This window comes from Desulfocurvus thunnarius (assembly GCF_055390965.1).
Window position 1 is genome coordinate 1,363,437 of record NZ_AP042411.1, and the last position, 21,219, is coordinate 1,384,655.

General features: G+C 70.8%; 15 protein-coding genes. 12 read left to right on the forward strand and 3 right to left on the reverse strand.

Going from position 1 to position 21,219, the window contains the following annotated elements; all coding sequences use genetic code 11:
• Positions 1-249: 249 nt before the first annotated feature.
• A complete protein-coding gene (locus tag ACZ5KV_RS05905; RefSeq protein ID WP_464241419.1) occupies positions 250-714 on the reverse strand; it encodes a hypothetical protein in 465 nt (154 codons plus the stop codon).
• A gap of 389 nt (positions 715-1,103) precedes the next feature.
• Here ACZ5KV_RS05905 and ACZ5KV_RS05910 point away from each other — a divergent pair, with 389 nt between their 5' ends.
• The 10 genes from ACZ5KV_RS05910 to ACZ5KV_RS05955 all read left to right on the forward strand — a co-directional run bounded on the left by ACZ5KV_RS05910 (position 1,104) and on the right by ACZ5KV_RS05955 (position 18,262).
• Positions 1,104-1,289 carry a YgaP family membrane protein gene (locus tag ACZ5KV_RS05910; protein ID WP_464241420.1) on the forward strand — a complete coding sequence of 62 codons (186 nt, stop codon included), beginning with the start codon at positions 1,104-1,106 and terminating at the stop codon, positions 1,287-1,289.
• Between the two features lie 34 nt (positions 1,290-1,323).
• Positions 1,324-2,466: an efflux RND transporter periplasmic adaptor subunit gene (locus tag ACZ5KV_RS05915; RefSeq protein ID WP_464241421.1), complete on the forward strand. Its 1,143-nt coding sequence runs from the start codon at positions 1,324-1,326 to the stop codon at positions 2,464-2,466.
• On the forward strand, positions 2,463-5,729 hold the full coding sequence (locus tag ACZ5KV_RS05920) for an efflux RND transporter permease subunit (RefSeq protein WP_464241422.1): 3,267 nt from the start codon (positions 2,463-2,465) through the stop codon (positions 5,727-5,729). The genes ACZ5KV_RS05915 and ACZ5KV_RS05920 overlap by 4 nt, the downstream gene beginning before the upstream one ends.
• 134 nt (positions 5,730-5,863) lie before the next feature.
• Complete coding sequence (locus tag ACZ5KV_RS05925; protein WP_464241423.1) at positions 5,864-6,235, forward strand: Rid family detoxifying hydrolase; 372 nt, start codon at positions 5,864-5,866, stop codon at positions 6,233-6,235.
• A 199-nt stretch (positions 6,236-6,434) separates the two neighbouring features.
• Positions 6,435-12,296 carry a FecR domain-containing protein gene (locus tag ACZ5KV_RS05930; RefSeq protein ID WP_464241424.1) on the forward strand — a complete coding sequence of 1,954 codons (5,862 nt, stop codon included), beginning with the start codon at positions 6,435-6,437 and terminating at the stop codon, positions 12,294-12,296.
• A 104-nt stretch (positions 12,297-12,400) separates the two neighbouring features.
• Entirely contained in the window at positions 12,401-13,162 is a 762-nt protein-coding gene (locus ACZ5KV_RS05935) for an HpcH/HpaI aldolase family protein (protein ID WP_464241425.1), read from the forward strand.
• A 6-nt stretch (positions 13,163-13,168) separates the two neighbouring features.
• Positions 13,169-13,948 carry a 3-deoxy-manno-octulosonate cytidylyltransferase gene (gene kdsB / locus ACZ5KV_RS05940; protein WP_464241426.1) on the forward strand — a complete coding sequence of 260 codons (780 nt, stop codon included), beginning with the start codon at positions 13,169-13,171 and terminating at the stop codon, positions 13,946-13,948.
• Between the two features lie 13 nt (positions 13,949-13,961).
• On the forward strand, positions 13,962-14,852 hold the full coding sequence (locus ACZ5KV_RS05945) for an NAD-dependent epimerase/dehydratase family protein (RefSeq protein WP_464241427.1): 891 nt from the start codon (positions 13,962-13,964) through the stop codon (positions 14,850-14,852).
• Between the two features lie 68 nt (positions 14,853-14,920).
• Positions 14,921-16,081, forward strand: coding sequence for a DegT/DnrJ/EryC1/StrS family aminotransferase (locus ACZ5KV_RS05950; RefSeq protein ID WP_464241428.1), 1,161 nt, complete (start codon positions 14,921-14,923; stop codon positions 16,079-16,081).
• A 12-nt stretch (positions 16,082-16,093) separates the two neighbouring features.
• Positions 16,094-18,262, forward strand: coding sequence for an STT3 domain-containing protein (locus ACZ5KV_RS05955; protein ID WP_464241429.1), 2,169 nt, complete (start codon positions 16,094-16,096; stop codon positions 18,260-18,262).
• A gap of 169 nt (positions 18,263-18,431) precedes the next feature.
• Here ACZ5KV_RS05955 and ACZ5KV_RS05960 read toward each other — a convergent pair whose 3' ends face one another.
• The gene (locus tag ACZ5KV_RS05960) at positions 18,432-18,671 is read right to left on the reverse strand and encodes a hypothetical protein (RefSeq protein ID WP_464241430.1); all 240 of its coding nucleotides are present in this window, start codon (positions 18,669-18,671) and stop codon (positions 18,432-18,434) included.
• A 471-nt stretch (positions 18,672-19,142) separates the two neighbouring features.
• Between ACZ5KV_RS05960 and ACZ5KV_RS05965 the strand changes: the two genes are divergently transcribed.
• Positions 19,143-19,544 (forward strand): Ros/MucR family transcriptional regulator, encoded by a 402-nt coding sequence (locus ACZ5KV_RS05965; RefSeq protein WP_464241431.1) that lies wholly within the window; start codon positions 19,143-19,145, stop codon positions 19,542-19,544.
• A 44-nt stretch (positions 19,545-19,588) separates the two neighbouring features.
• Here ACZ5KV_RS05965 and fcl read toward each other — a convergent pair whose 3' ends face one another.
• Entirely contained in the window at positions 19,589-20,518 is a 930-nt protein-coding gene (gene fcl / locus ACZ5KV_RS05970) for a GDP-L-fucose synthase (RefSeq protein ID WP_464241432.1), read from the reverse strand.
• A gap of 120 nt (positions 20,519-20,638) precedes the next feature.
• On the opposite strand from fcl, the gene ACZ5KV_RS05975 reads away from it, so the two are divergent.
• Positions 20,639-21,214 carry a chemotaxis protein CheD gene (locus tag ACZ5KV_RS05975; RefSeq protein WP_464241433.1) on the forward strand — a complete coding sequence of 192 codons (576 nt, stop codon included), beginning with the start codon at positions 20,639-20,641 and terminating at the stop codon, positions 21,212-21,214.
• Positions 21,215-21,219 lie beyond the last annotated feature (5 nt).

Genomic DNA, 21,219 nt, shown 5'->3' on the forward strand with positions numbered 1-21,219 from the left:
CGCGCCCATTTTTCAACTTCTGACCGCCCTGTACCCCCGAACGTCACCCCGACTCCCGACCCACCCCCGTCCCGCCCTCGCGCGGGCTTTGCCGCGCGAGGGCGGGGGACGGCGTACGGGGTCAAGGGGCCGTCGGCCCCTTGCGGGGGGTGCCGGGGGGCGGCGCCCCCTGGCCGGGGTCCGGGGCAGCGCCCCGGCAGAATGCGCCGCATTGCCCCGGCAGCCGCGGCGCGGAACCCGGGCAACGCCCTAGGCCGCGCCGATGGCCTTACGGCTGTTGGCGGCGACCACGCGGTAGAGGCGGTTGTCCACGCCCACGCGGCCTTCGATGAGGGTCAGGGCGCGGTGATATTCGGCCAGGGCTTCGATCATGCGCCCGGAGCTGTGCAGGACGATGCCCAGGCAGTTGCGGGTCTTGGCGTCGATGACGGCGCCCGCGCCCACGCTGCGGCCCAGGTCGAGGGCTTCGCGCAGCAGACGTTCGGCTTCGCCGTGGGAGCCGTCGTCCAGGGCCTGCATTCCGGCGCGGCTCAGGTCGCGGATGCGCCCGAGAATCTTGCAGCGGCAGCCGCCCGCGCATTCGGTATGGCCTTCGTGGTGGTGGTGCCCGCCGTCCGCGGCGGCCACCCGGGCCGAGGCCCGCCTGCCGCCGCAGCCGCAGCCCGCGTGTCCGCCCTGCCCTGCCGTGTGCCGTTTGGTGCCGATGCTGCCCATGTCTGTGCTCCTGTTCCGAAAATCGGGTGGTTACCTGTTTCGCCGTGGCGGGCCGCCCCTGCGATCCCGCCACGCTGAAAATGTGATACTGAAATTCATTCTCATTGACAAGCCCCAAATGAGACTCACTCTTAGAAAGAATGAAAAACGCCGCGACCAGCGCACCCGGGTGGCTCCGGGAAGGTCGGCCGGTGCGGGCGGCACGAACAGGCGCCGCACCGCCGACCGGCCCCCGGGGGCGGGCGCGGCCAACCTGCACGGCCAGCCTGCCGGAGGCGGCGCGGGCCGCGGCGCACACGGCCTGCAGGAGAAGGCGCCTTGCGGCTTCCCTCCGGGGCCCGTTTCACGTTATACCCCTTCAAACCAGGAGTGAATCCGAGGAGACGACCATGACCATCAATCGCATCATCCGCGCCGTGGCGGGCACCGTCGTCCTGCTGACGGTGGCCCTGTCCGTCTTCCACTCGCCCAACTGGCTGTGGCTCACGGCCTTCGTGGGCGCCAACCTGCTGCAATCGGCCTTCACCGACACCTGCCCGCTGATGGCCGTCCTGCGCCGCGCGGGCATGAAGTAGCGCAGGCCGCCCGTCAGACCAGGAGCATTCCGCAATGAAAAGACGCCTTGTTCTCGTTCTCGGTTCCGCCGTCGTGCTGCTGGTGGTGCTTTGGCAGGCGGGCGCCCTGCGCACGGGCACCATCGCCCCGGGCCCGGGCGCCGCGCCCGCCCCGGGCCCCGAGCCCGAAGCCACGGCGACCACCCGTCAGGCGGACATCGACGACATCTACGAGGCCGTGGGCACCATCCGCCCGCGCACGGAAACGAGCATCGAGGCCCAGGTCACGGCGCGCATCGTCGAGGTGCGCGTGCGCGAGGGCGATTTCGTCAAGCGCGGCGAGGTGCTGGTGGTGCTGGACGACCGCGAGCACGCCGCCCGGGCCGACAGCGCGGCCCAGGCCCGAATCTCGGCCCAGGCCGGGGTGGAGCAGGCCCGCCAGGGCGTCAGCGAGGCCAAGGCCGCCTTCGACACCGCCTCCGCCCAGTACAAGCGCATCAAGGCCCTGTTTGCCGAACGCGCCGTGGCCCAAAGCGAGATGGATCAGGCCGAGGCGGCCTATCTCCAGGCCGAGGCCCGCCTGTCCCAGGCCCGCGAGGGCGTGGCCGGGGCCGAGGCCGCCCTGGGCCGCGCGGCCAAGCAGCACGAGGAGGCCGCCATCGCCCAGGGCTACACCGTGATCCGCGCCCCCGAGGACATGGAGGTGGCCAAGCGCGCGGCCGAACCCGGAGACCTGGCCGTGCCGGGGCGGGCGCTGCTGGTGGTGCAGACCGCCGGTTCCCTGCGCCTGGAGGCCTTCGTGCGCGAGGGGCTGGTGGCCCGCACGCGCCCGGGCGCGGAGCTTGCCGTGGCCGTTCCGGCCCTGGAGCGCACGGTGACCGGGGTGGTGGAGGAGGTCGTGCCCGCCGCCGACCCGGCCACGCGGACCTTCCTGGTCAAGGTCGGACTGCCCGACCTGCCGGGGGCCTACCCGGGCATGTTCGGGCGGCTGCTGGTGCCCGCCGGGCGGCGGCCCGTCGTGCTGCTGGACGCCCGCGCCGTTGTCCGCACCGGGCAGCTTGAAACCGTGCGCGTGCGCGAGGGCGACGCGTGGCGGACCGTTTTCGTGCGCACCGTGCCCGCCGGAAACGGCGAGGTGGAGGTGCTGGCGGGGCTGGACGGCGGCCAGACCGTGGCCCTGCCCGGGGGCGCCCGATGAGCGACACGCCCCGGCCCCCGCGCGGGTTCATCCCCGCCGTGGTGGAAACGTTCCTGGAGACGCGGCTGTCCATTCTCCTGGTGGTGGCGACGCTGTGCCTGGGCGCGGCGGCGGTGCTGCTGACCCCGCGCGAGGAGGAGCCCCAGATCGTCGTGCCCATGGCCGACGTGTCGGTCACCGTGCCCGGCGCCAGCGCCGAGGAGGTCGAAAAGCTCGTCACCACGCCCCTCGAGCGCATCCTGTGGCAAACCGACGGGGTGGAATACGTCTACTCCACCTCGCGGCGCGACCAGTCCCTGGTCACGGTACGTTTCTACGTCGGCGAAGACCGCGAGCAATCGCTGCTCAAGCTGCACAACACGGTGCAGAAGAACCTGGATCTGGTGCCCGCCGTGGTCCAGGGCTGGCTGGTCAAGCCGGTGGAAATCGACGACGTGCCCATCGTCTCCGTGGCGCTGTATTCCGAGAGCCTGGACGACGCGGCCCTGCGCCGGGTGGGCGAGGAGGTCTATCACCGCCTGGCCGAGGTGCCCGACGTGTCGCGCGTGACGCTCACGGGCGGGCGCCCGCGCGAGGTGCGCGTGGAGCTGGACCCGCAACGCATGGCGGGCATGGGCGTGGCTCCGGGCGACGTGCGCACGGCCCTGGCGGCGGCGGACACCTCCGTCACCGCCGGGAGCCTTTCCAGCGCCGACCGGGAATACTCCGTGCGCACGGACTCCTTTCTCATGTCCGCCGCCGACGTGGGCGAGGTGGTGGTGGGCGTCTACGAGGGGCGCCCGGTGTACCTGCGCGACGTGGCCCGCGTCATCGACGGGCCCGCCGAGCCTGCGGCCTATACGCGCATCGGCTTTTCCACGCGCCTGGAGGCCGAGGACGGCCCGCGCGGCTCCGCCCCGGGGCGGACCTTCCCCGCCGTGACCCTGGCCCTGGCCAAGAAGAAGGGCACCAACGCCGTGGCCGTGGCCGCCGCCGTGCAGGAGCGCATGGCCGGGCTGGCGCGCACGGTGCTGCCGGACGGCGTGCGCTACGAAATCGTGCGCGACTACGGCGCCACGGCCCAGGAGAAGGTGGACAACCTGCTCTCCTCGCTGTTCTTCGCCGTCCTGACGGTGGTGGCTCTGCTGGCCGTGACCCTGGGACGGCGCGAGGCCGCCGTGGTCGCCCTGGCCGTGCCCCTGAGCTTCGCCCTGGCCCTGTTCGTCAACTACGCCATGGGCTACACCGTCAACCGCGTAACCCTGTTCGCCCTGATCCTGTCCCTGGGGCTGGTGGTGGACGACCCCATCACCAACGTGGACAACATCCAGCGCCATATCCGCCGGGGGGCGCTGCCCCCGCGCGAGGCGACCCTGGCCGCCGTGGCCGAGGTGCTGCCGCCGGTAATCATGTCCACCCTGGCGATCATCGTCTCCTTCGTGCCCATGTTCTTCATCACCGGGATGATGGGCCCCTACATGGCGCCCATGGCCGCCAACGTGCCGCTGACGGTGACGTTTTCCACCGTGGCGGCGCTGACGGTGGTGCCCTGGCTGGCCCACCTGCTGCTGCGCCATCAGGCCGGAGCCGACGCCGAAGAACGCCCCGCGACGGGCGCCGCGCCGGGCGCCGGGCAGGGTACGGCCCTGCACCGCGCCTACGCCCGCCTGCTCGGCCCGCTGCTCGACTCGCCCCGGCGGCGCATGGCCCTGTGGGCCGCCATGGTCGTGCTGCTGCTGGTCTCGTGCGCCCTGGCCGTCTTCCGGCTCGTGCCGCTCAAGATGCTGCCTTTCGACAACAAGAACGAGTTCCAGATCGTGGTGAACATGCCCGAGGGCACGCCCCTGGAAGCCACGGACCGCGCCGTGCGCCGCTTCGAGGATTTCCTGCGCACCGTGCCCGAGGTGGACAACTGGACGACCTACGCGGGCACGGCCTCGCCCATGGATTTCAACGGCATGGTCCGCCACTACTACATGCGCCGGGGCGGCAACGTGGCCGACATCCGCGTGAACCTGGCCCACAAGGACCGCCGCGAGGCCCAGAGCCACGCCATCGTCCTGCGCCTGCGTCCGGGCCTGGAGCGCATCGCCGCCGCCTCGGGGGCGGCCATCCAGGTGGTGGAGGTGCCGCCCGGGCCGCCGGTGCTCTCGACCCTGGTGGCCGAAATCTACGGCGACCCGGACCGGACCTACGGCCAGATCCTGGCCGGGGCGGAGCACGTGGCCCGGCTGATGCGCGAGGAGCCCCTGGTGGCCGACGTGGACACCAGCGCCGAGGCGCCCCACGAGGCGCTGCACTTCGCCCTGGACCGCGAAAAGGCCGCCCTGCACGGCGTGAGCGCCGAGGCCGTGGCCGGGGCGCTGGCCATGGCCGTGACGGGGGACGTACCGGCCATGGTCCACGAACCCGACGAGCGCCAGGAGCTGCCCGTGCGCGCCGTGCTGCCGCGCGAGCGGCGCTCCTCGGCCTCGGCCCTGGGCCAGATGCCCTTGCGCAGCGCGCCCCAGGGCCAGGCCGAGGGCATGGTGCCCCTGGCGGAGCTGGGCCGCTTCGAGCTGCGGCCCCAGGACCAGCCCATCCAGCACAAGAACCTGGAGCGCGTGGCCTACGTGTATGGCGAAATGACCGGCCGGGCCCCGGGCGAGGCCGTGCTGGACCTCCGGTCGCGCCTGCGCACCGACCCGCTGGGCCCGGGCCTGCGCGCCGAGTGGGCCGGGGAGGGCGAGTGGAAGATCACCGTGGACGTGTTCCGCGACCTGGGCCTGGCCTTTGCCGCCGCCCTGGTGGGCATCTTCATCCTGCTGGTGATCCAGACGAAATCCTTCGGCATGCCCGGGCTGATCATGGCCGCCATCCCGCTCACGGTCATCGGCATCATGCCCGGCTTCTGGCTGCTGAACCTCCTGTTCGCCGGAACCGTGGGCGACCTGCCCGACCCGATCTTCTTCACGGCCACGTCCATGATCGGCATGATCGCCCTGGGCGGCATCGTCATCCGCAACTCCCTGGTGCTCATCGAGTTCATCCAGGGCGAACTGGCCCGGGGCCTGCCCCTACGCGAGGCCGTGCTGGAAAGCGGCGCCGTGCGCATGCGGCCCATCCTGCTCACGGCGGCCACGACCATGCTCGGCGCCTGGCCCATCACCCTGGACCCCATCTTCTCCGGGCTGGCCTGGGCGCTCATCACCGGGCTGCTGGCCTCCACGGCCTTCACTCTGGTGGTCATCCCCGTGGCCTACTACGCCCTGTTCCGCCCCAGGGAGGGCGCCGGAGCGGCCTGACCCGCAACGGCGGCCTCCGCACGGGCCCGGCGCACGGGAGCCACGCGGCCCCTGGCGCGCCGGGCCCGGTCGTGCTATGCCGCCCCGCATGCCCCGCCAACGGGCCAACAGGTTCAAACCACAAGGAGATTTCCATGCGCTTCATCCACACCGACAAGGCCGCCGCCGCCGTGGGCCCCTACAGCCAAGCCGTGGACACCGGCTCCCTGGTGTTCGTCAGCGGGCAGCTCGGCCTGTCGCCCGCCACGGGCGAACTGGCCCAGGGCTTCGCCGCCCAAGCCCGCCAGGCCCTGGACAACCTGCGCGCCATCCTGGACGGCGCCGGGCTCGGGCTGACCGCCGTGGCCGTGGTCGAGGTCTTCGTGACCGACATGACCGCCTTCCCGGAATTCAACGCCATCTATGCGGACTTCTTCGGCACGCACAAACCGGCCCGGGCCGTCGTCGAGGTCTCGGCCCTGCCCAAGGGCGGGCTGGTCGAGGTCAAATGTACCGCAGTGCGCTAGCCGCAAAAACGCAATACCGAAGCAATGCGCCCGGAAGATGCTGTCTTCCGGGCCTTTCTTTTTTTTACCGCCGCCATTGCAACAAAAATAAAACTTGCTTAATATTTCACCGTAAACTCTTGCGGACCTTCCCTCCTCCACGAATCCTGCACCGCACCGGGCCGCGTTCCTTCTTTCCTCTGCCGGGAGGATACGGACCATGGACAGCATCGGCAGCGTTGTCGGCATTTCGGGCGATGCCCGGGCCGAATCCAGCGACGGCGTCAGGGCCCTGACCCTGGGCGGCCCCGTCCACGCGGGCGAGGTTCTCGTCACCGGGCCGGGAGCCAACATCGAAATCGGCTTCACCGACGGCTCGGTCCTGGCTCAGGGCGAAAACGCGCGCCTGACCCTGGACCAGTACGTCTACGACCCCCAGGACAGCGGTGCCTCGACCATGCTGCTCGACATGGCCCAGGGCACCTTCCGCATGATCACCGGCGAGCTGGCCAAGGCCAACCCCGAGGGCGTGACCATCCGCTCGCCACTGGCGACCATCGGCATCCGGGGCACGGGGGCGGACTTCGACGTTCCGCCGGACGGGCCCATGCGCGTCGGCGTGTTCCAGTACGACGGGCTGGACCTGACCATCACCACGCCCTTCGGCTCGGTGGTCATCAACAATGCGAACCTGATCCTGGACATCGCCCCCGACGGGCGCATCGGAGGCCTGCGCGACTATTCCGCCCTGGAGCGGACCTTCTTCAACGCCGTGGCGCCCATCCTGTCCGTGCCCATACCCGGCGCGGATGGGGACGACGACGGGGAGGACGGCGGCGAAGACGACGACGGCACCTCGCAGGGCGAGGGCGATGAGGTCGAGGTCGAGGTCAGCCCCGACGAAGGCTTCACCGAAGGCGATGTCCTCGAATTCGTGGCCGGGCTGTTCGCCGAGGCCCTGGGCGAGCAGACCCTGCCCGGAGCCTGGGAACTGCCGACCCTGGAATCGCCCCTGTCCGGCCTCGGCTCGGACGGCTCCTCCTCCGGGGGCGACGACGACACCAACCCGCCTCAGGACGACACCACGGGGACGACGCCCAATCCGCCGAACCCGCCGAACCCGCCCAATCCGCCCACGCCTTCGGAAGGATTGACCGGCACGGCCTACGCCGACTGGCTGCAGGCCGACTCCGGGCCGGAGACCGTGTCCGGCCTCGCCGGGCCGGACACCCTGTGGGGCAGCAGCGTCTCTGACACCATCAACGGCGGCACGGGCAACGACTACATCGACCTGGGCTCCGGAGGCGGCGACAAGGCCTACGGCGGCGACGGCAACGACTTCATCCGCGCCACCTCCGGAGGGGACGGCGACACCGTGTACGGCGAGGCGGGCAACGACACCATCTCGCTGTCCAGCTCCAACGACCTGGCCTACGGCGGCACGGGCGACGACTCCGTTTCGGGCGGCAGCGGCAACGACACTCTTTACGGCGAAGCGGGCAACGATACCCTGGAGGGCGGTGCGGGCACCGATACCCTGCTGGGCGGCGACGGGGCCGACAGCCTGTCCGGCGGCACGGGGGCGGACTCCCTGTCCGGCGGGGCGGGGAACGACGTGTTGAGCGGCAACTCCGCGGCCAGCCCGGCCGACGGCGCGGCCGACACCCTGAACGGCGGCGCAGGCAACGACACCCTCACCGGCGACTCCTCCGACTGGGCCACCTACGCGGACAACGCCACGGCCATCAGCTTCGACTGGACCATGGCCGCCGAAATCTTCCACGGCGACGGCAACGACGTTCTTTCCGGCATCCAGAAAGTCATCGGCAGCGCATACAACGACACCATGACCGGCGACGACTCCGGCGTGACCTTCGACGGCCGGGGCGGCAACGACTCCATGACCGGCGGCACGGGCGACGACTCCTTCATCGCCGACAGCGGCCAGGACACCGTGGGCGGCGGCGCGGGCAGCGACACCCTGGACCTGCGCGGCATGGGCGGCGCCCTGAACGTCCAGTTCACGGGCGCCGGCGGCGGCAGCGCCGTCAGGACCGGGCACGGCGTGACCTTCACGGGCATCGAGGCCCTGCACGGCTCGCACTACAACGACACCATCACCGGCGACGACGCCACCACGCACCTGAGCGGCCAGATGGGCGCGGATTCCATCGTCGGCGGCGACCTGGGCGAGGCGCTCCACGGCGACGACGAAAGCGACTCCTCCTCGACCGTCGTCGGCGGCGCGACCCTGTACGCGGGCAACGACACCGTTCTTGGCGGCGGCGGCGACGACACCATCCACGGCGGCTACGGCAACGACTCCCTGGCCGGCGAGGCGAACGACGACGAACTCCACGGCGGCTACGGCAACGACACCCTGCTGGGCGGCGCGGGCAACGACTCCCTCGACGACCAGTACGGCAACAACCTGCTGGACGGCGGCGACGGCGACGACACCATCTCCGGCGGCAGCGGCAACGACACCATCCACGGCGGCCAGGACGGCGACTCCATCCAGGGCGGAGGCGGCGACGACCTCATCCACGGCGACGACGGCAACGACACCATCCTCCTCGGCTACGGCAACGCCACCGCGGACGCCGGAAACGGCGACGACTTCATCCGCGCCAGCTACGGCAACCAGAACCTCGCGGGCGGCGCGGGCGCGGACACCGTGTCCTACACCGACGACGTGTCGGTGGACCTCGCCGCGGGCCGGGCCACCCTTGCGGGCTACTACACCCAGACCCTGGCGGGCATCGAACACGTCACCGGCAGTTCGTACGACGACACCCTGGCGGGCGACTCCCAGGCCAACAGCCTGACGGGCGGCAGCGGCAACGACTTCCTGTTCGGCCTTGCAGGCGACGACACCCTCGTCGGCGACGACGGCGACGACACCCTCGTGGTCGGCAGCTCGGGCAACCAGTTTCTGGACGGCGGCGAAGACGACGGCAGCGGCGGCAACGACCTGGTGTCCTTCGAGCACTACACCGGGAACCTCGACCTCGGCCTGGGCACCGCCGGAGCCACCCCGACCCTGACCCTCGGCGCGGACACCGTGACCCTCACGGGCTTCGAGCACCTGCGCGGCGGCAGCGGCAACGACACCCTCACCGCGCGCGGCGACCTGGGCAGTTCGCTCTTCGGCGGCGGCGGAGACGACTCCCTGGTGGCCAGCGGCGCTTACTCCGACAGCCTGTTCGGCGGCGAGGGCGACGACTACCTGCACGGCAACGGCGACGACTGGGCCGACTTCTCAGAAAGCGAAACGGGCATCACCGGCACCCTGGCCGGGGCGGGCACGGCCGTCTTCGGCGGCGACGGCAACGACACCCTGAAGGACATCCAGAACGTCATGGGCTCGGAGCACGACGACACCCTGGAGGGCGACGCCCAGGACAACATCCTCGACGGCTCGGGCGGCAACGACACCATCTCCGGCGGCAGCGGCAACGACGAACTGCTGGGCGGCGACGGCGACGACTCCCTGACCGCCGACGCGGACGACAACACCCTGCTCGGCGGCGAGGGCGACGACACCCTCGTGGCCGGAACCGGAGCCGACCTGCTCCAGGGCGAGGCGGGCGACGACAGCATCGTGGGCAACGGCGGCGACGCCACCGTGTCCTACTCCGGCGAAGGGGCCGTGGAAATCGACCTCTTCCAGGGCTTCGCCGACGGCCAGGACGGAAGCGACACCCTGGTGGACATCAACCACGCCGAGGGCAGCGCCTACGACGACAGCATCGTGGGCAACAACGCGGCCAACACCCTCGCGGGCGGCGACGGCAACGACACCCTGGTGCCCTGGGAATACATCACCGCCGGGGATTCCCTGGAAGGCGGCAACGGCGACGACTGGGCCTTCTTCGACACCCAGATCGAGTACGGCATCCAATCCGGCGACATGACCCATGTGGTGGCCAACGGCGTGACCACCACTCTCGCGGGCATCGAGCACATGCAGGGCACCGAGCTGGCCGACACCTTCGGCGGCGACACGGGCGACAACGCCCTGCGCGGCCTGGGCGGCGACGATTCGCTGTCCGGCGACGACGGCTACGACACCCTGGAGGGCGGCGACGGCCACGACATCCTGGAGGGTGGCGACGACGGCGACGACCTCTACGGCGAGGACGGCAACGACACCCTGAACGGCGACAGCGGCAACGATTTCCTGGACGGCGGCGCGGACCACGACGAACTCCACGGCGGCGACGGCGCGGACACCCTCGACGGCGGCGACGGCGACGACCTCCTCGACGGCGGCCTGGGCAACGACTTCCTCTACGCCAGCGACGGCGCGGACACCGTGAACGGCGGCGACGGCACGGACACCCTGTATTTCGGCTACCTCAACCAGAGCACGCAACTGGACGCCGACGCGGGAACGGCCACCAACACCTCCGGATCATTCAATTTCTCGAACATCGAATACTTCTATGGCTCGTCCCATGCCGACACCCTCGTCGGGTCCGCCGCCAACGAAACCTTCCAGGCGAGCGGCGGCAACGATTCCGTGCAGGCGGGCGGCGGGGCCGACTCCGTCAGCGGCGGCGACGGGGCCGACACCCTGCGCGGCGAGGCAGGCAACGACACCGTCTACGGCGGCTACGGCAGCGACCAGGTCTACGGCGGCACCGACAACGATTACCTCGTCGGCGACTCGGACAACGACTCGCTCTACGGCGAAGACGGCAACGACACCCTGGACGGCGGCTACGGCAGCGACCTGCTGGACGGCGGCGCGGGCAACGACTCCCTGACCGGCGGCTACGACGCCGCGGCGGACACCCTGTCGGGCGGCGACGGCGACGACACCCTCTACGGCTACTCGGGCAGCAACGTGCTCACCGGCGGCGCGGGCACCGACCTGGCCCGCTACAGCGCGAGCTCCTACGCGGTGGACGCGAACCTGGCCACGGGCCGCGCCAGCTACGGCGGCGGCTACGTCGACACCCTCTCGGGCATCGAGAACGTCTCGCTGTCCGGCGGAACGGATTCGACCCTCACCGGCAGCGCCCAGGCCAACGCGCTCACCGGCGGCAGCGGCGCGGACAAGCTCTTCGGCGGCGCGGGCGACGACAGCCTCACCGGCGGCGCGGGCAACGACACCCTGGCCGGGCAGGGCGGCAGCAACGTGCTCACCGGCGGCTCGAACACCGACGTGGCCGACTACACCGACGCCGTGACCGGCTCCACCACGTCCATCTCCGTGGACATGACCACCGGCACGGTGGCCCACGCCGGGGGCACCGACACCCTCTCGGGCATCGAGGCCGTCTGGGGCACCTCCGGCGGCGATGTCATGCAGGCCGCGGCCGGCGGCATGTCCTTCAAGGGCTTCGGCGGCAACGACACCCTCACCGGCGGCGCGGGCAACGACACCCTCACCGGCGGCGCGGGCGACGACCTGCTGGACGGCGGCGGCGGCACCAACATGGTCAGCTTCGCCGACGCGACCACGGGCGTCACCGTGGACCTGATCGCCGAAACGGCCAGCGGCCAGGGCGACGACACCCTGACGAACTTCACCCAGGTCGAGGGCTCGGGCTACGCCGACGCCATCACCGGCTCCGGCGGCAACGACACCCTCACGGGCCTGGCGGGCAACGACTCCCTGCAGGCCCTGGCGGGCAACGATTCCCTGGTCGGCGGCGCGGGCAACGACATCCTGTGGGGCGGGGCGGGAGCGGACACCCTGTCGGGCGGCGACGGCTTCGATACCTTCTACTACGCCGACAGCGGCGAAATGGGCGACACCGTGGTTTCGTTCCGCTGGGGGTTCGACGTGTTCCAGTTCGAAACCGACGGTTTCCCCGGCCTGGCCCCGGGCACCCTGAGCGCCGGGCGCTTCTTCCGCGTGGACGACTACGCCGCCAGCCCCGACATGGGCGTGTCGGGCGGGGTCTTCGTCTACGACCTGGCCACCGACGCCCTGTACTACGACAGCGACGGCAGCGACACCACGGCGTCCACCGACAAGATCATCCTGGCCGGGGACGTGGACTTCGACTCCGACGCCCACAGCGAGCCGACCCACGAGAGCATCCAGATCGTGGATCTGTACCCGTAGCCGGGGGCCGCGCGCCCTTGAGGCCCCCGGCGGCTCCGGCCCCGGGGGCCTTCGCTCGGCCCAAACAGGTTGACAAGAACCCGGCGCGGGATGAAGAAAGCCCGATGCAAAGCCTGAAAAAGCGTATCGCCCGAGGCGAGCCCGTCCTGGGCTCGTGGATCACCCTGGCCCACCCGGCCATCGCCGAAATCATGGCCCGCGCCGGGTTCGACTGGCTGGCCGTGGACCTGGAGCACAGCGTCATCACCATCCGCGAGGCCGAGGAGTTGATCCGCGTGGCCGAGCTGTGCGGCGCGGCGCCCCTGGTGCGCCTGTCGTGGAACGACCCGGTGCAGATCAAGCGCGTCATGGACGCCGGGGCCCACGGGGTCATCGTGCCCATGGTCAACACCGCCGAACAGGCCCGGGCCGCTGTGGCCGCCGTGCGCTACCCCGCCCGGGGCTCGCGCGGGGTGGGCCTGGCCCGCGCCCAGGGCTACGGCACGCGCTTTGCCGCCTACAAGGACTGGCTGGAGGACAACGCCACGGTCATCGTCCAGGTCGAGCACATCGAAGCCGTGCGCAACCTGGAGGAAATCCTGGCCGTGGACGGGGTGGACGGCTTCATCGTCGGCCCCTACGACCTGTCGGGCTCCCTGGGCCTGCCCGGCGCCTTCGACCACCCCGACATGCTCGCCGCCATGGCCCGCATCCGCGAGGTGGCCGCCGCCGTGGGCGCGCGCTCGGGCATCCACGTCATCGAGCCCAACCCCGAGGAACTGGCCATGCGCCTGGGCCAGGGCTACACCTTCGTGGCCTACAGCCTGGACGTGCGCATGCTCGACGTGTCCAGCCGCGCCGGGCTGGCCGCCGCCCGCAAAGGATAACCCCGCATGAACGTCATCGCCGTCATCCCCGCCCGCATGGGCTCCTCGCGCTTTCCCGGCAAACCCCTGGCGCCCATCGCGGGCATCCCCATGATCGGCCACGTCTGGAAGCGCACGGCCCTGGCCCTGGGTCAGGACAAGACCTGGGTCGCCACCTGCGACCGCGAGATTTTCGACTACATCGAGTCCGTGGGCGGACGCGCGGTGATGACCGCCGACACCCATGAACGCTGCACCGACCGCACCGCCGAGGCCATGCTCAAGATCGAGGCCCACACCGGGCGCGCCGACGTGGTGGTCATGGTCCAGGGCGACGAACCCCTGGTGACCCCGGAGATGATCCGCCAGGCCGTGGAACCCTTCGCGACCGACCCCGCCGTGCAGGTGGTCAACCTCATGGGCGACCTGGAAAGCCGCGAGGCGCACGACGACCCCAACGAGGTCAAGGTGGTGGTGGACCTGGCGGGCAACGCCCTGTACTTCTCGCGCGAGCCCATCCCCTCGTGGAAAAAGGGCGCCAGGCATGTGCCCATGTACAAGCAGGTCTGCATCATCCCCTTCCGACGCGATTTCCTGCTGACCTTCAACCAGTTGGCGCCCACGCCCCTGGAGGAGGTCGAATCCGTGGACATGCTGCGCCTGCTGGAGCACGGACACAAGGTGCGCATGATCCACACCCCGGGCCGCAACATCGGAGTGGACACCGCCCGCGATCTGGCCGTGGCCGAGGCGCTCATGGCCGAGGATCCCATCTTCCCCGGTTATGCCCAGGCCCTGCGGCGCTAGAGGACCGTCACCCATGAGCGAACTGGCCGTTGTTTTCGGAGGCTCGGGCTTCCTGGGCAGCCACGTCTGCGACGAGCTGACCCGGGCCGGATACCGCGTGCGCGTATGCGACCTCGCGCCCTCGCCGTTCCTGCAACCCGGGCAGGAGATGGCCCTCTGCGACATCCTGGACCGCGAGGCCGTGGCCCGGGCCGTGGACGGCGCGGACCACGTCTACAACTTCGCCGGGCTGGCCGACATCGACGAGGCCCGCGACAACCCCATCCGGACCCTGGAACTCAACGTCATGGGCAACGCCCACATCCTGGAGGCCTGCAAGACCGCCGGGGTGGGCCGCTACGTCTTCGCCAGCACGGTGTACGTCTACTCCGAAAAGGGCTCGTTCTACCGCGCCAGCAAGCAGGCCTCCGAGCGCGTCATCGAGGCCTACCACGAGCGCTACGGCGTGCAGTACACCATCCTGCGCTACGGCTCGCTCTACGGGCGCCGGGCCGACATGCGCAACGGCATCTACCGCATCCTGCACTCGGCCATGACCCAGGGCCACGTGACCTACTCCGGCACCGGCGACGAACAGCGCGAGTACATCCACGTGCGCGACGCCGCGCGCCTGTCCGTGCGCATCCTGGACGCGCAGTACGCCAACCAGCACGTCATCCTCACCGGGCCGTACCCCTACAAGGTCCGCGACCTGATGGAGATGGTCCGCGAAATCATGGGCAACGCGCCGGACATCCGCTTCCTGAACAAACCCCTGGGCGGGCACTACAAGATCACGCCCTACGCCTTTCTGCCCCGCCTGGGCACCAAGCTCGTGGGCGAGTCGTACACCGACATGGGCCAGGGCCTGCTGGACTGCCTGGCCGAGATGCACGACACCCTGACCGACGACACCACCGGCTAGGCCCCCCGGCCCCGGCCGAAACGCACCCCCGCCGCCGGGCCGCCCGGCGCACATGGAGCCAGACCGCAATGCGCATCCCGTTCATCGATCTCAAAAAGCAATTCGCCATCCTGGAACCGGAAATCCGCCGCCGCATGGACGACGTGCTGGCCCACGGCCAGTTCATCCTCGGGCCCGAGGTGGCCGAGCTGGAGCGCGAGCTGGCCGCCTTCACGGGCGTACGCCACGCCATCGGCTGCTCCAGCGGCACCGACGCGCTCATCCTGGCGCTCATGGCCCACGGCGTGGGCCCCGGCGACGCCATCTTCCTGCCGCCCTTCACCTTCGTGGCCACCGCCGAGGTGGTGGCCCTGCTGGGCGCGACCCCCGTATTCGTGGACTCGGACCCCGAGACCTTCAACATGGACCCCGAGGCCCTGCGCCTGGCCCTGCGCGCCATGGACACCGGCGACACCTCCAAGTATCCCCTGCCCGCCACCCCCGGCAAACTGACGCCCAGGGGCGTCATCCCCGTGGACATCTTCGGCCTGCCCGCCGATTACGCGCCCATCCAGAGCCTGGCCGACAAGCACGGACTGTTCGTGCTCGAGGACGCGGCCCAGAGCTTCGGCGGGCTCTACCACGGCAAACGCTGCGGGGCCATGGGCCACGTGGGCGCCACGAGCTTCTTCCCGGCCAAGCCCCTGGGCTGCTACGGCGACGGCGGCGCGGTGTTCACCGACGACGACGAACTGGCCGCGCTGATGCGCTCGCTGCTCTTCCACGGCAAGGGCGGCCATCGCTACGACAACGACCGCATCGGCATCAACGGCCGCCTGGATACCCTTCAGGCCGCCGTGCTGCTGCCCAAGCTGACCATCTTCCCCGGCGAGCTGGACGCCCGCCAGCGCGTGGCCGAGCGCTACACCGAGCTGCTCGCCCCCGTGCCGGGGCTGACCCTGCAAGCGATCCCCGAGGGTTGCCGCAGCGCCTGGGCCCAGTTCTCCTTCCTGCACGAGCGGCGCGACGCCATCCAGGAGGCCCTGCACGCGGCGGGTTTCCCCACGGCCATCTACTACCCCAAGCCGCTGCACATGCAGAAGGCCTTCGCCCACCTGGGCTACCGCCCCGAGGACATGCCCGTGTCCATGGACCTGTCGCGGCGCATCCTGAGCGTGCCCATGCACCCCTACCTGGACGACGCGCTCATCGAGGAGATCTGCGCCGTCGTGGCCGAAGCGGCCGCCTAGGGAACTCCGGGCATGAACGCCGGTCCCGCAGCGGGCGCCCCCGCGCGCCACGTTCCGCGGGACCGGCTTGTTCTTTTGGCCGTGCTGGCGGCGGCCTGGCTGGCGGGGCTGTACCCCCGGGTGGTGGAGCTGCCCCTGTGGGCCAACCCGCTGCTGGCCGTGGACGGCGAACCGCTCATGGCCACCCACGACGCCTACGCCTGGCTGGCCGGGGCGCGCGGCGTGGGCATCGGCGCGGGCTCGGCCATGTCCGGGTGCATCGCCTGGGCGGCCGGGCTGTTCGGCGTGAGCCCGGGGCAGGCGGCCTTCTGGATTCCGGCCCTGGCCGCGCCGCTGGTGGGCGTGGCCGCAGCCCTGTGGGCCTGGACCCTGGCCGGGCCCGCCGCCGCCCTGGGCGCGGGCATGCTGGCCGCCTCGGCCCCGGGCTTCCTGCAACGCACGCGCCTGGGCTTCTGCGACACCGACATCGCCACCCTGCTCTTCCCCCTGGCCCAGTGCTGGCTGCTGGCCCATTGGCTGGACCCCTGGCTGCGCCGCCCGGGGCGGCGCGAGAGCGCCGCGCCCGAAGGCCAACCGGGAGTACTGCCGCCCCTGCTGGCCGGGCTGGCCATGGCCCTGGGCGGCGGGCAGTGGCACCCGCGCATTGCCGACTACGCCGCCGGAGCCCTGTGGCTGGCGGCGGGTCTGGCCCTCGCGGCCGCGCGACCCGGGGCCCGGGCCCGGCTGCTGGCCGGGCTGGCCGTCTGCGGGCTGACGGCCTTCGGCGGGCTGCCCGGGCTGGCGGCGGCCCTGGCCCTGGCCGGGCTGCTCCTGGCCGGGACCGACCGCACCCTGCCCGCGCCCTGGCGGCCCTGGGCGGCGGCGGCCCTGCTGGCCGCGGCCCTGGCCTGGACCCCGCAACTGCCCACCCTGGCCCAACGCGCGAACACCCTGGCCACCGCCTATTCCCGGCCCCAGGTGGAACAGCGCGCCCCGCAGGGCACCCCGGCCGCAACCGCCCTGTACCCGGGGGTGACCCAGAGCGTCATCGAGGCCCGCAGCGCGCCGCTGGCGGAAGCCATGGCCAGGATCGCCCCCCGGGCCTGGATCGCCTGGGTCGGGCTGGCGGGCTTCGCCGTGGTGGCGGCCCTGCGCCCGGTGGCCCTGCTGCTGGCGCCCTTGGCCCTGGCGGTCTTCTTCGGCCCCGCCCTGGGCACACGGGTGACCATGTTCGGCGGACCCGCCGTGGCCCTGGGCCTGGCCGTGCCCCTGGCCTGGGGCCTGGGGCGGCTGACACGCGGACGGCCCTGGCGCAGCGCGGCCCTGCTGGGCGCCCAGGCGCTGCTGGCCGGGGTCCTGCTCGTGCCCGTGCATCAGGCGGCCTCGGCCCTGCGCCCCTCCCCGGCGCTCACGGCGCAACAAGCCCGGGCCCTCAAGGCCCTGGGCACCCTGGCCGAGCCCGGGGCCAGCCTGTGGACGTGGTGGGACTGGGGCTACGCCGCCCAGTACTATGCGGGCCTGCCGACCTTCGCCGACGGCGCGCGCCACGGCGGGCAGACGCTCTATCCCCTGGCCCTGGTCATGACCACGCCCCTGCCGCGTCAGGCGCGCCAGATGATGCAGTACGCCGCCCTGCGCGACATGCGGCCCTGGGAAACCTTCGACCGCCGCTCCGCCGCCGAGGTCCGCGAGTTCATCGCCTCCCTGGGCGCCGCGCGCTACGACCTGCGCGCCGCCCCGCCCCAGTATCTGCTGACGACCTGGGAGGCCGTGCGCCTGGCCCACTGGATCACCTACTACGGCACCTGGGACGTGACCACCGGCAAGGGCGTGCACGGCAGCCACATCCGACTGGGGCGCTATGCCCTGGACGGCGAGGCCGGAGTGCTGACCCCCGAGGGCGAGGCGCCGCTGGCCCTGCGCAGCGCCGAGGAACTGGGCGCCACGGGCCGCAGCCTGCGCACCTACGAACGCGGCCACGGGCCGCACCTGCTGGTCAACCGTCCGGCCGGGCAGGCCGTGCTGCTCGACGACCTGACCTACAACGGAATGCTGGTCCGGCTGCTGCTGTGCGCGCCCGACGATCCGGAAATCGCCGAACATTTCAGCCTGGTATACGAGGGGTTCCCCCTGGTGCGCGTCTGGCGCGCCAAGCGGGAGGAGGCGCCCCGGCCCGAGCCGGAGGGAACGCCGGAAGGGTGACCGGGGTGACAGACCGACCCGAAAGAGCGATCTGCCGCGCTGCTCGAAAAATCCATCCCCCCGCGGCTGTCTCGCCGCGCGGCGCGTTTGGATTTTTTGCGCGCCATGCGGCGCGCCACTTTGGAATGGCCGGAGAACGGCCTGAAAAAAGGGACCTCTCCGCGACCGGCTAGGGCTCGCCCTGCTGGAAGTGACGCTCGATGACGGCGGCGTCGCCCTGGCCCGCCGCCGCGCCCAGGGACTTGGCCTCGCCGTGACAGACGAACCCGCCGCCCGAGTGGTTGACGTAGCCCGCCGAAAGCACCGTGGAATAGGGCAACTGCTCGCGCAACTCGCCGTGCTCGATGCGGTCGGGGAACAGCACGGGGATGGCCCGCCCGGAAAAATCCTCGAAAATGATGTACTTCATCGCGGCACCTCGCGTCCGGTCCTGGTGTTCCGCCCGCCGAGGGCGAACCTCCAACCCATAACGGCTTCGCGGTGCGATGTAAACGCCGCGCCCGGCGCGGCGCGCCTGTGCCCCGGGCCGCGACGCTGGCCCCGGCATGCAGCCTCGCTGTTGCTGCGCCGCAATCCAGAAAACCGGCCAATGCCACGCATAAAAAGATGGCTGTTTCAGTAACGTACAAAACAAGATATCCGACACCAAGACCGCGGGTGTGTCTTCATCGGCGCCAGGAGCCACAGAATTCCCCTCCCGTCCGTATCCGAAAGCCGACAAAAACGTGCTGCAAGTAGAAATGCCTTGCTTCCGCCAGCCATCCTGTGTATAGACTGGTTCAAATTATTCTCGCTTTTTCCAATATGGCACACAACAACCGGGACAGACATGATGCGCTTGTCGCATCACGCGAAAACAATGCATCAAGGAGTGCGACACATGGAAGATTATCTGAAGGAGGCCCTTGAAATCGTCAAGGCCCAGGCCAGCGTCCGGACCATGACCGAAGAGGAGATCACCTCCATGGTCCGCAAACTCGCGGCGGGCATCCGCGACATCGGCGAGGGCGAATTCTCCGCCGAAACCCCGGAAGCCGCCACCGATCCCAAAAAGGCCATCCGCGAGAAGTCCATCATCAACCTTGAGGACGGCAAGGCCTACAAGATCCTGACCAAGAAAAACCTGGCCAAGTTCGGCCTGACGCCCGACGAATACCGCGAGAAGTGGGGCTACAAGAAGGGCACCCCGCTCATCTGCAAGAGCCTGCAGCGCGAACGGCGCAAGAAGATGAAGGAAATGGAGCTGTGGACCAAGCGCTCCAAGGCCCGCAAGAAGAAGTAGGCCGCGCGGTGCCCCGGGCCCGGCCGGCGGGCCCGGGGCGCACTTCACGCCCCCCGCGTCAGGAACCAGTCGTACGTCGCGGCGATGCCTTCGCGCAGGCCGATGCGCGCCCGCCAGCCCAGTGCCGTAAGCCGCGACACGTCCAGCAGCTTGCGCGGGGTGCCGTCGGGCCGCGACGGGTCGAAGACGATGCGCCCCTCGAAACCGACGACCTCGGCCACCATTCCGGCCAGTTCGGCGATGGTCACGTCCTGCCCGGTGCCCACGTTGACGATCTCCTCGGCGTCGTAGCAGCCCATGAGGTGCAGGCAGGCCGAGGCCAGGTCGTCCACATGCAGGAACTCGCGCCGGGGCGTGCCCGTGCCCCAGACGGTGACCTCATCCCGCCCGGCGGCCCTGGCCGCGTGGAAGCGGCTTATCAGCGCGGGCAGCACATGGGAGGACTCGGCGTCGAAATTGTCCCCGGGGCCGTAGAGGTTGGTGGGCATGAGGCTGATGGCCGCGAAGCCGTACTGCCTGCGGTAGGCCTGGCACATCTTGATGCCCGCGATCTTGGCCACGGCGTACCACTGATTGGTGGGCTCCAGGGCGCCGGAGAGCAGATACTCCTCGCGCAGGGGCTGGGGCGCGAACTTGGGGTAGATGCACGACGAGCCCAGGAACAGCAGCTTCCCGACCCCGGCCCGCCAGGCGCTGTGGATGACGTTGGTCTGGATGGCCAGATTGTCGCGGATGAACTCGGCGGGCGCCACGTCGTTGGCGTGGATGCCGCCGACCCGGGCGGCCGCCAGCAGGACGTATTCCGGCCGCTCGGCCTCGAACAGGGCGGCCACGGCGGCTTGGTCCGTCAGGTCGCACTCGGCGCGGGTGCGGGTCATGACCCCGGTATACCCGGCGCCGTGCAGGGCGCGCACCAGGGCCGAGCCCACCAGCCCCCGGTGTCCGGCCACGAATATCCTGGAATCCTTGTCCATTCTTCCCTCGCAGGTTGGGTTGCCGCGCCATTCTAGCCCCTTTCGGTGCCGGAGGAAACCTCCGGCCGACGGGCTTCTTCAGGGCTTTCCCATACCCCGGGTTACGGGTAGTATTCTTCGATGCCCACCCCTTCGGACCAGTCCCGCCCCGTGCAGCAGACCGACCTTGAGGCCCGCGTGCGCGCCGGGGAGCCCGTGGAGCACCTCCAGATCGGCGAGTGCATCCTCTCGCGCCGCCCGGTGCTGGTGACCACGGTGCTCGGCTCGTGCGTGGCCGTGACCTTCCACCACCCGCCCTCGGCCACCGGGGCCATCTGCCACGCCATGCTCCCGGACGGCGGTCCGCAAACGGCGGCCCGCTCCGGGCCCTGCAAATTCGTGGACCGGGCCGTGGCGGCCATCCTCGAGCGCCTGGACGCCCTGGGCGTGCCGCGCCGCGAATTGACGACCACCCTGTTCGGCGGCGGCTTCACCATCCAGCCCGAGCGCAAGGCCCATGTACGCGACGTGGTGGACGTGGGCCGCAAGAACGTGGAAGCCGCCCGGCGCGAGCTCGCCCGCCACGGGCTGACCCCGGCCCTGGAACGGGTTCTGGGCGACCGGGGACGCAAGCTCTTCTTCCACACCGGCAGCGGCGAGGTCTGGGTGCGTTTCGTGGACGAGCCCCCGCCCCGGCAGGATTCCCGGAGGCCCTGAGCCGG

Bases quoted from the DNA above. Each gene is read 5' to 3' on its own strand.
- ACZ5KV_RS05905 (WP_464241419.1), bottom strand. From the start codon at position 714: ATGGGCAGCATCGGCACCAAACGGCACACGGCAGGGCAGGGCGGACAC.
- ACZ5KV_RS05910 (WP_464241420.1), top strand. From the start codon at position 1,104: ATGACCATCAATCGCATCATCCGCGCCGTGGCGGGCACCGTCGTCCTG.
- ACZ5KV_RS05915 (WP_464241421.1), top strand. From the start codon at position 1,324: ATGAAAAGACGCCTTGTTCTCGTTCTCGGTTCCGCCGTCGTGCTGCTG.
- ACZ5KV_RS05920 (WP_464241422.1), top strand. From the start codon at position 2,463: ATGAGCGACACGCCCCGGCCCCCGCGCGGGTTCATCCCCGCCGTGGTG.
- ACZ5KV_RS05925 (WP_464241423.1), top strand. From the start codon at position 5,864: ATGCGCTTCATCCACACCGACAAGGCCGCCGCCGCCGTGGGCCCCTAC.
- ACZ5KV_RS05930 (WP_464241424.1), top strand. From the start codon at position 6,435: ATGGACAGCATCGGCAGCGTTGTCGGCATTTCGGGCGATGCCCGGGCC.
- ACZ5KV_RS05935 (WP_464241425.1), top strand. From the start codon at position 12,401: ATGCAAAGCCTGAAAAAGCGTATCGCCCGAGGCGAGCCCGTCCTGGGC.
- kdsB (WP_464241426.1), top strand. From the start codon at position 13,169: ATGAACGTCATCGCCGTCATCCCCGCCCGCATGGGCTCCTCGCGCTTT.
- ACZ5KV_RS05945 (WP_464241427.1), top strand. From the start codon at position 13,962: ATGAGCGAACTGGCCGTTGTTTTCGGAGGCTCGGGCTTCCTGGGCAGC.
- ACZ5KV_RS05950 (WP_464241428.1), top strand. From the start codon at position 14,921: ATGCGCATCCCGTTCATCGATCTCAAAAAGCAATTCGCCATCCTGGAA.
- ACZ5KV_RS05955 (WP_464241429.1), top strand. From the start codon at position 16,094: ATGAACGCCGGTCCCGCAGCGGGCGCCCCCGCGCGCCACGTTCCGCGG.
- ACZ5KV_RS05960 (WP_464241430.1), bottom strand. From the start codon at position 18,671: ATGAAGTACATCATTTTCGAGGATTTTTCCGGGCGGGCCATCCCCGTG.
- ACZ5KV_RS05965 (WP_464241431.1), top strand. From the start codon at position 19,143: ATGGAAGATTATCTGAAGGAGGCCCTTGAAATCGTCAAGGCCCAGGCC.
- fcl (WP_464241432.1), bottom strand. From the start codon at position 20,518: ATGGACAAGGATTCCAGGATATTCGTGGCCGGACACCGGGGGCTGGTG.
- ACZ5KV_RS05975 (WP_464241433.1), top strand. From the start codon at position 20,639: ATGCCCACCCCTTCGGACCAGTCCCGCCCCGTGCAGCAGACCGACCTT.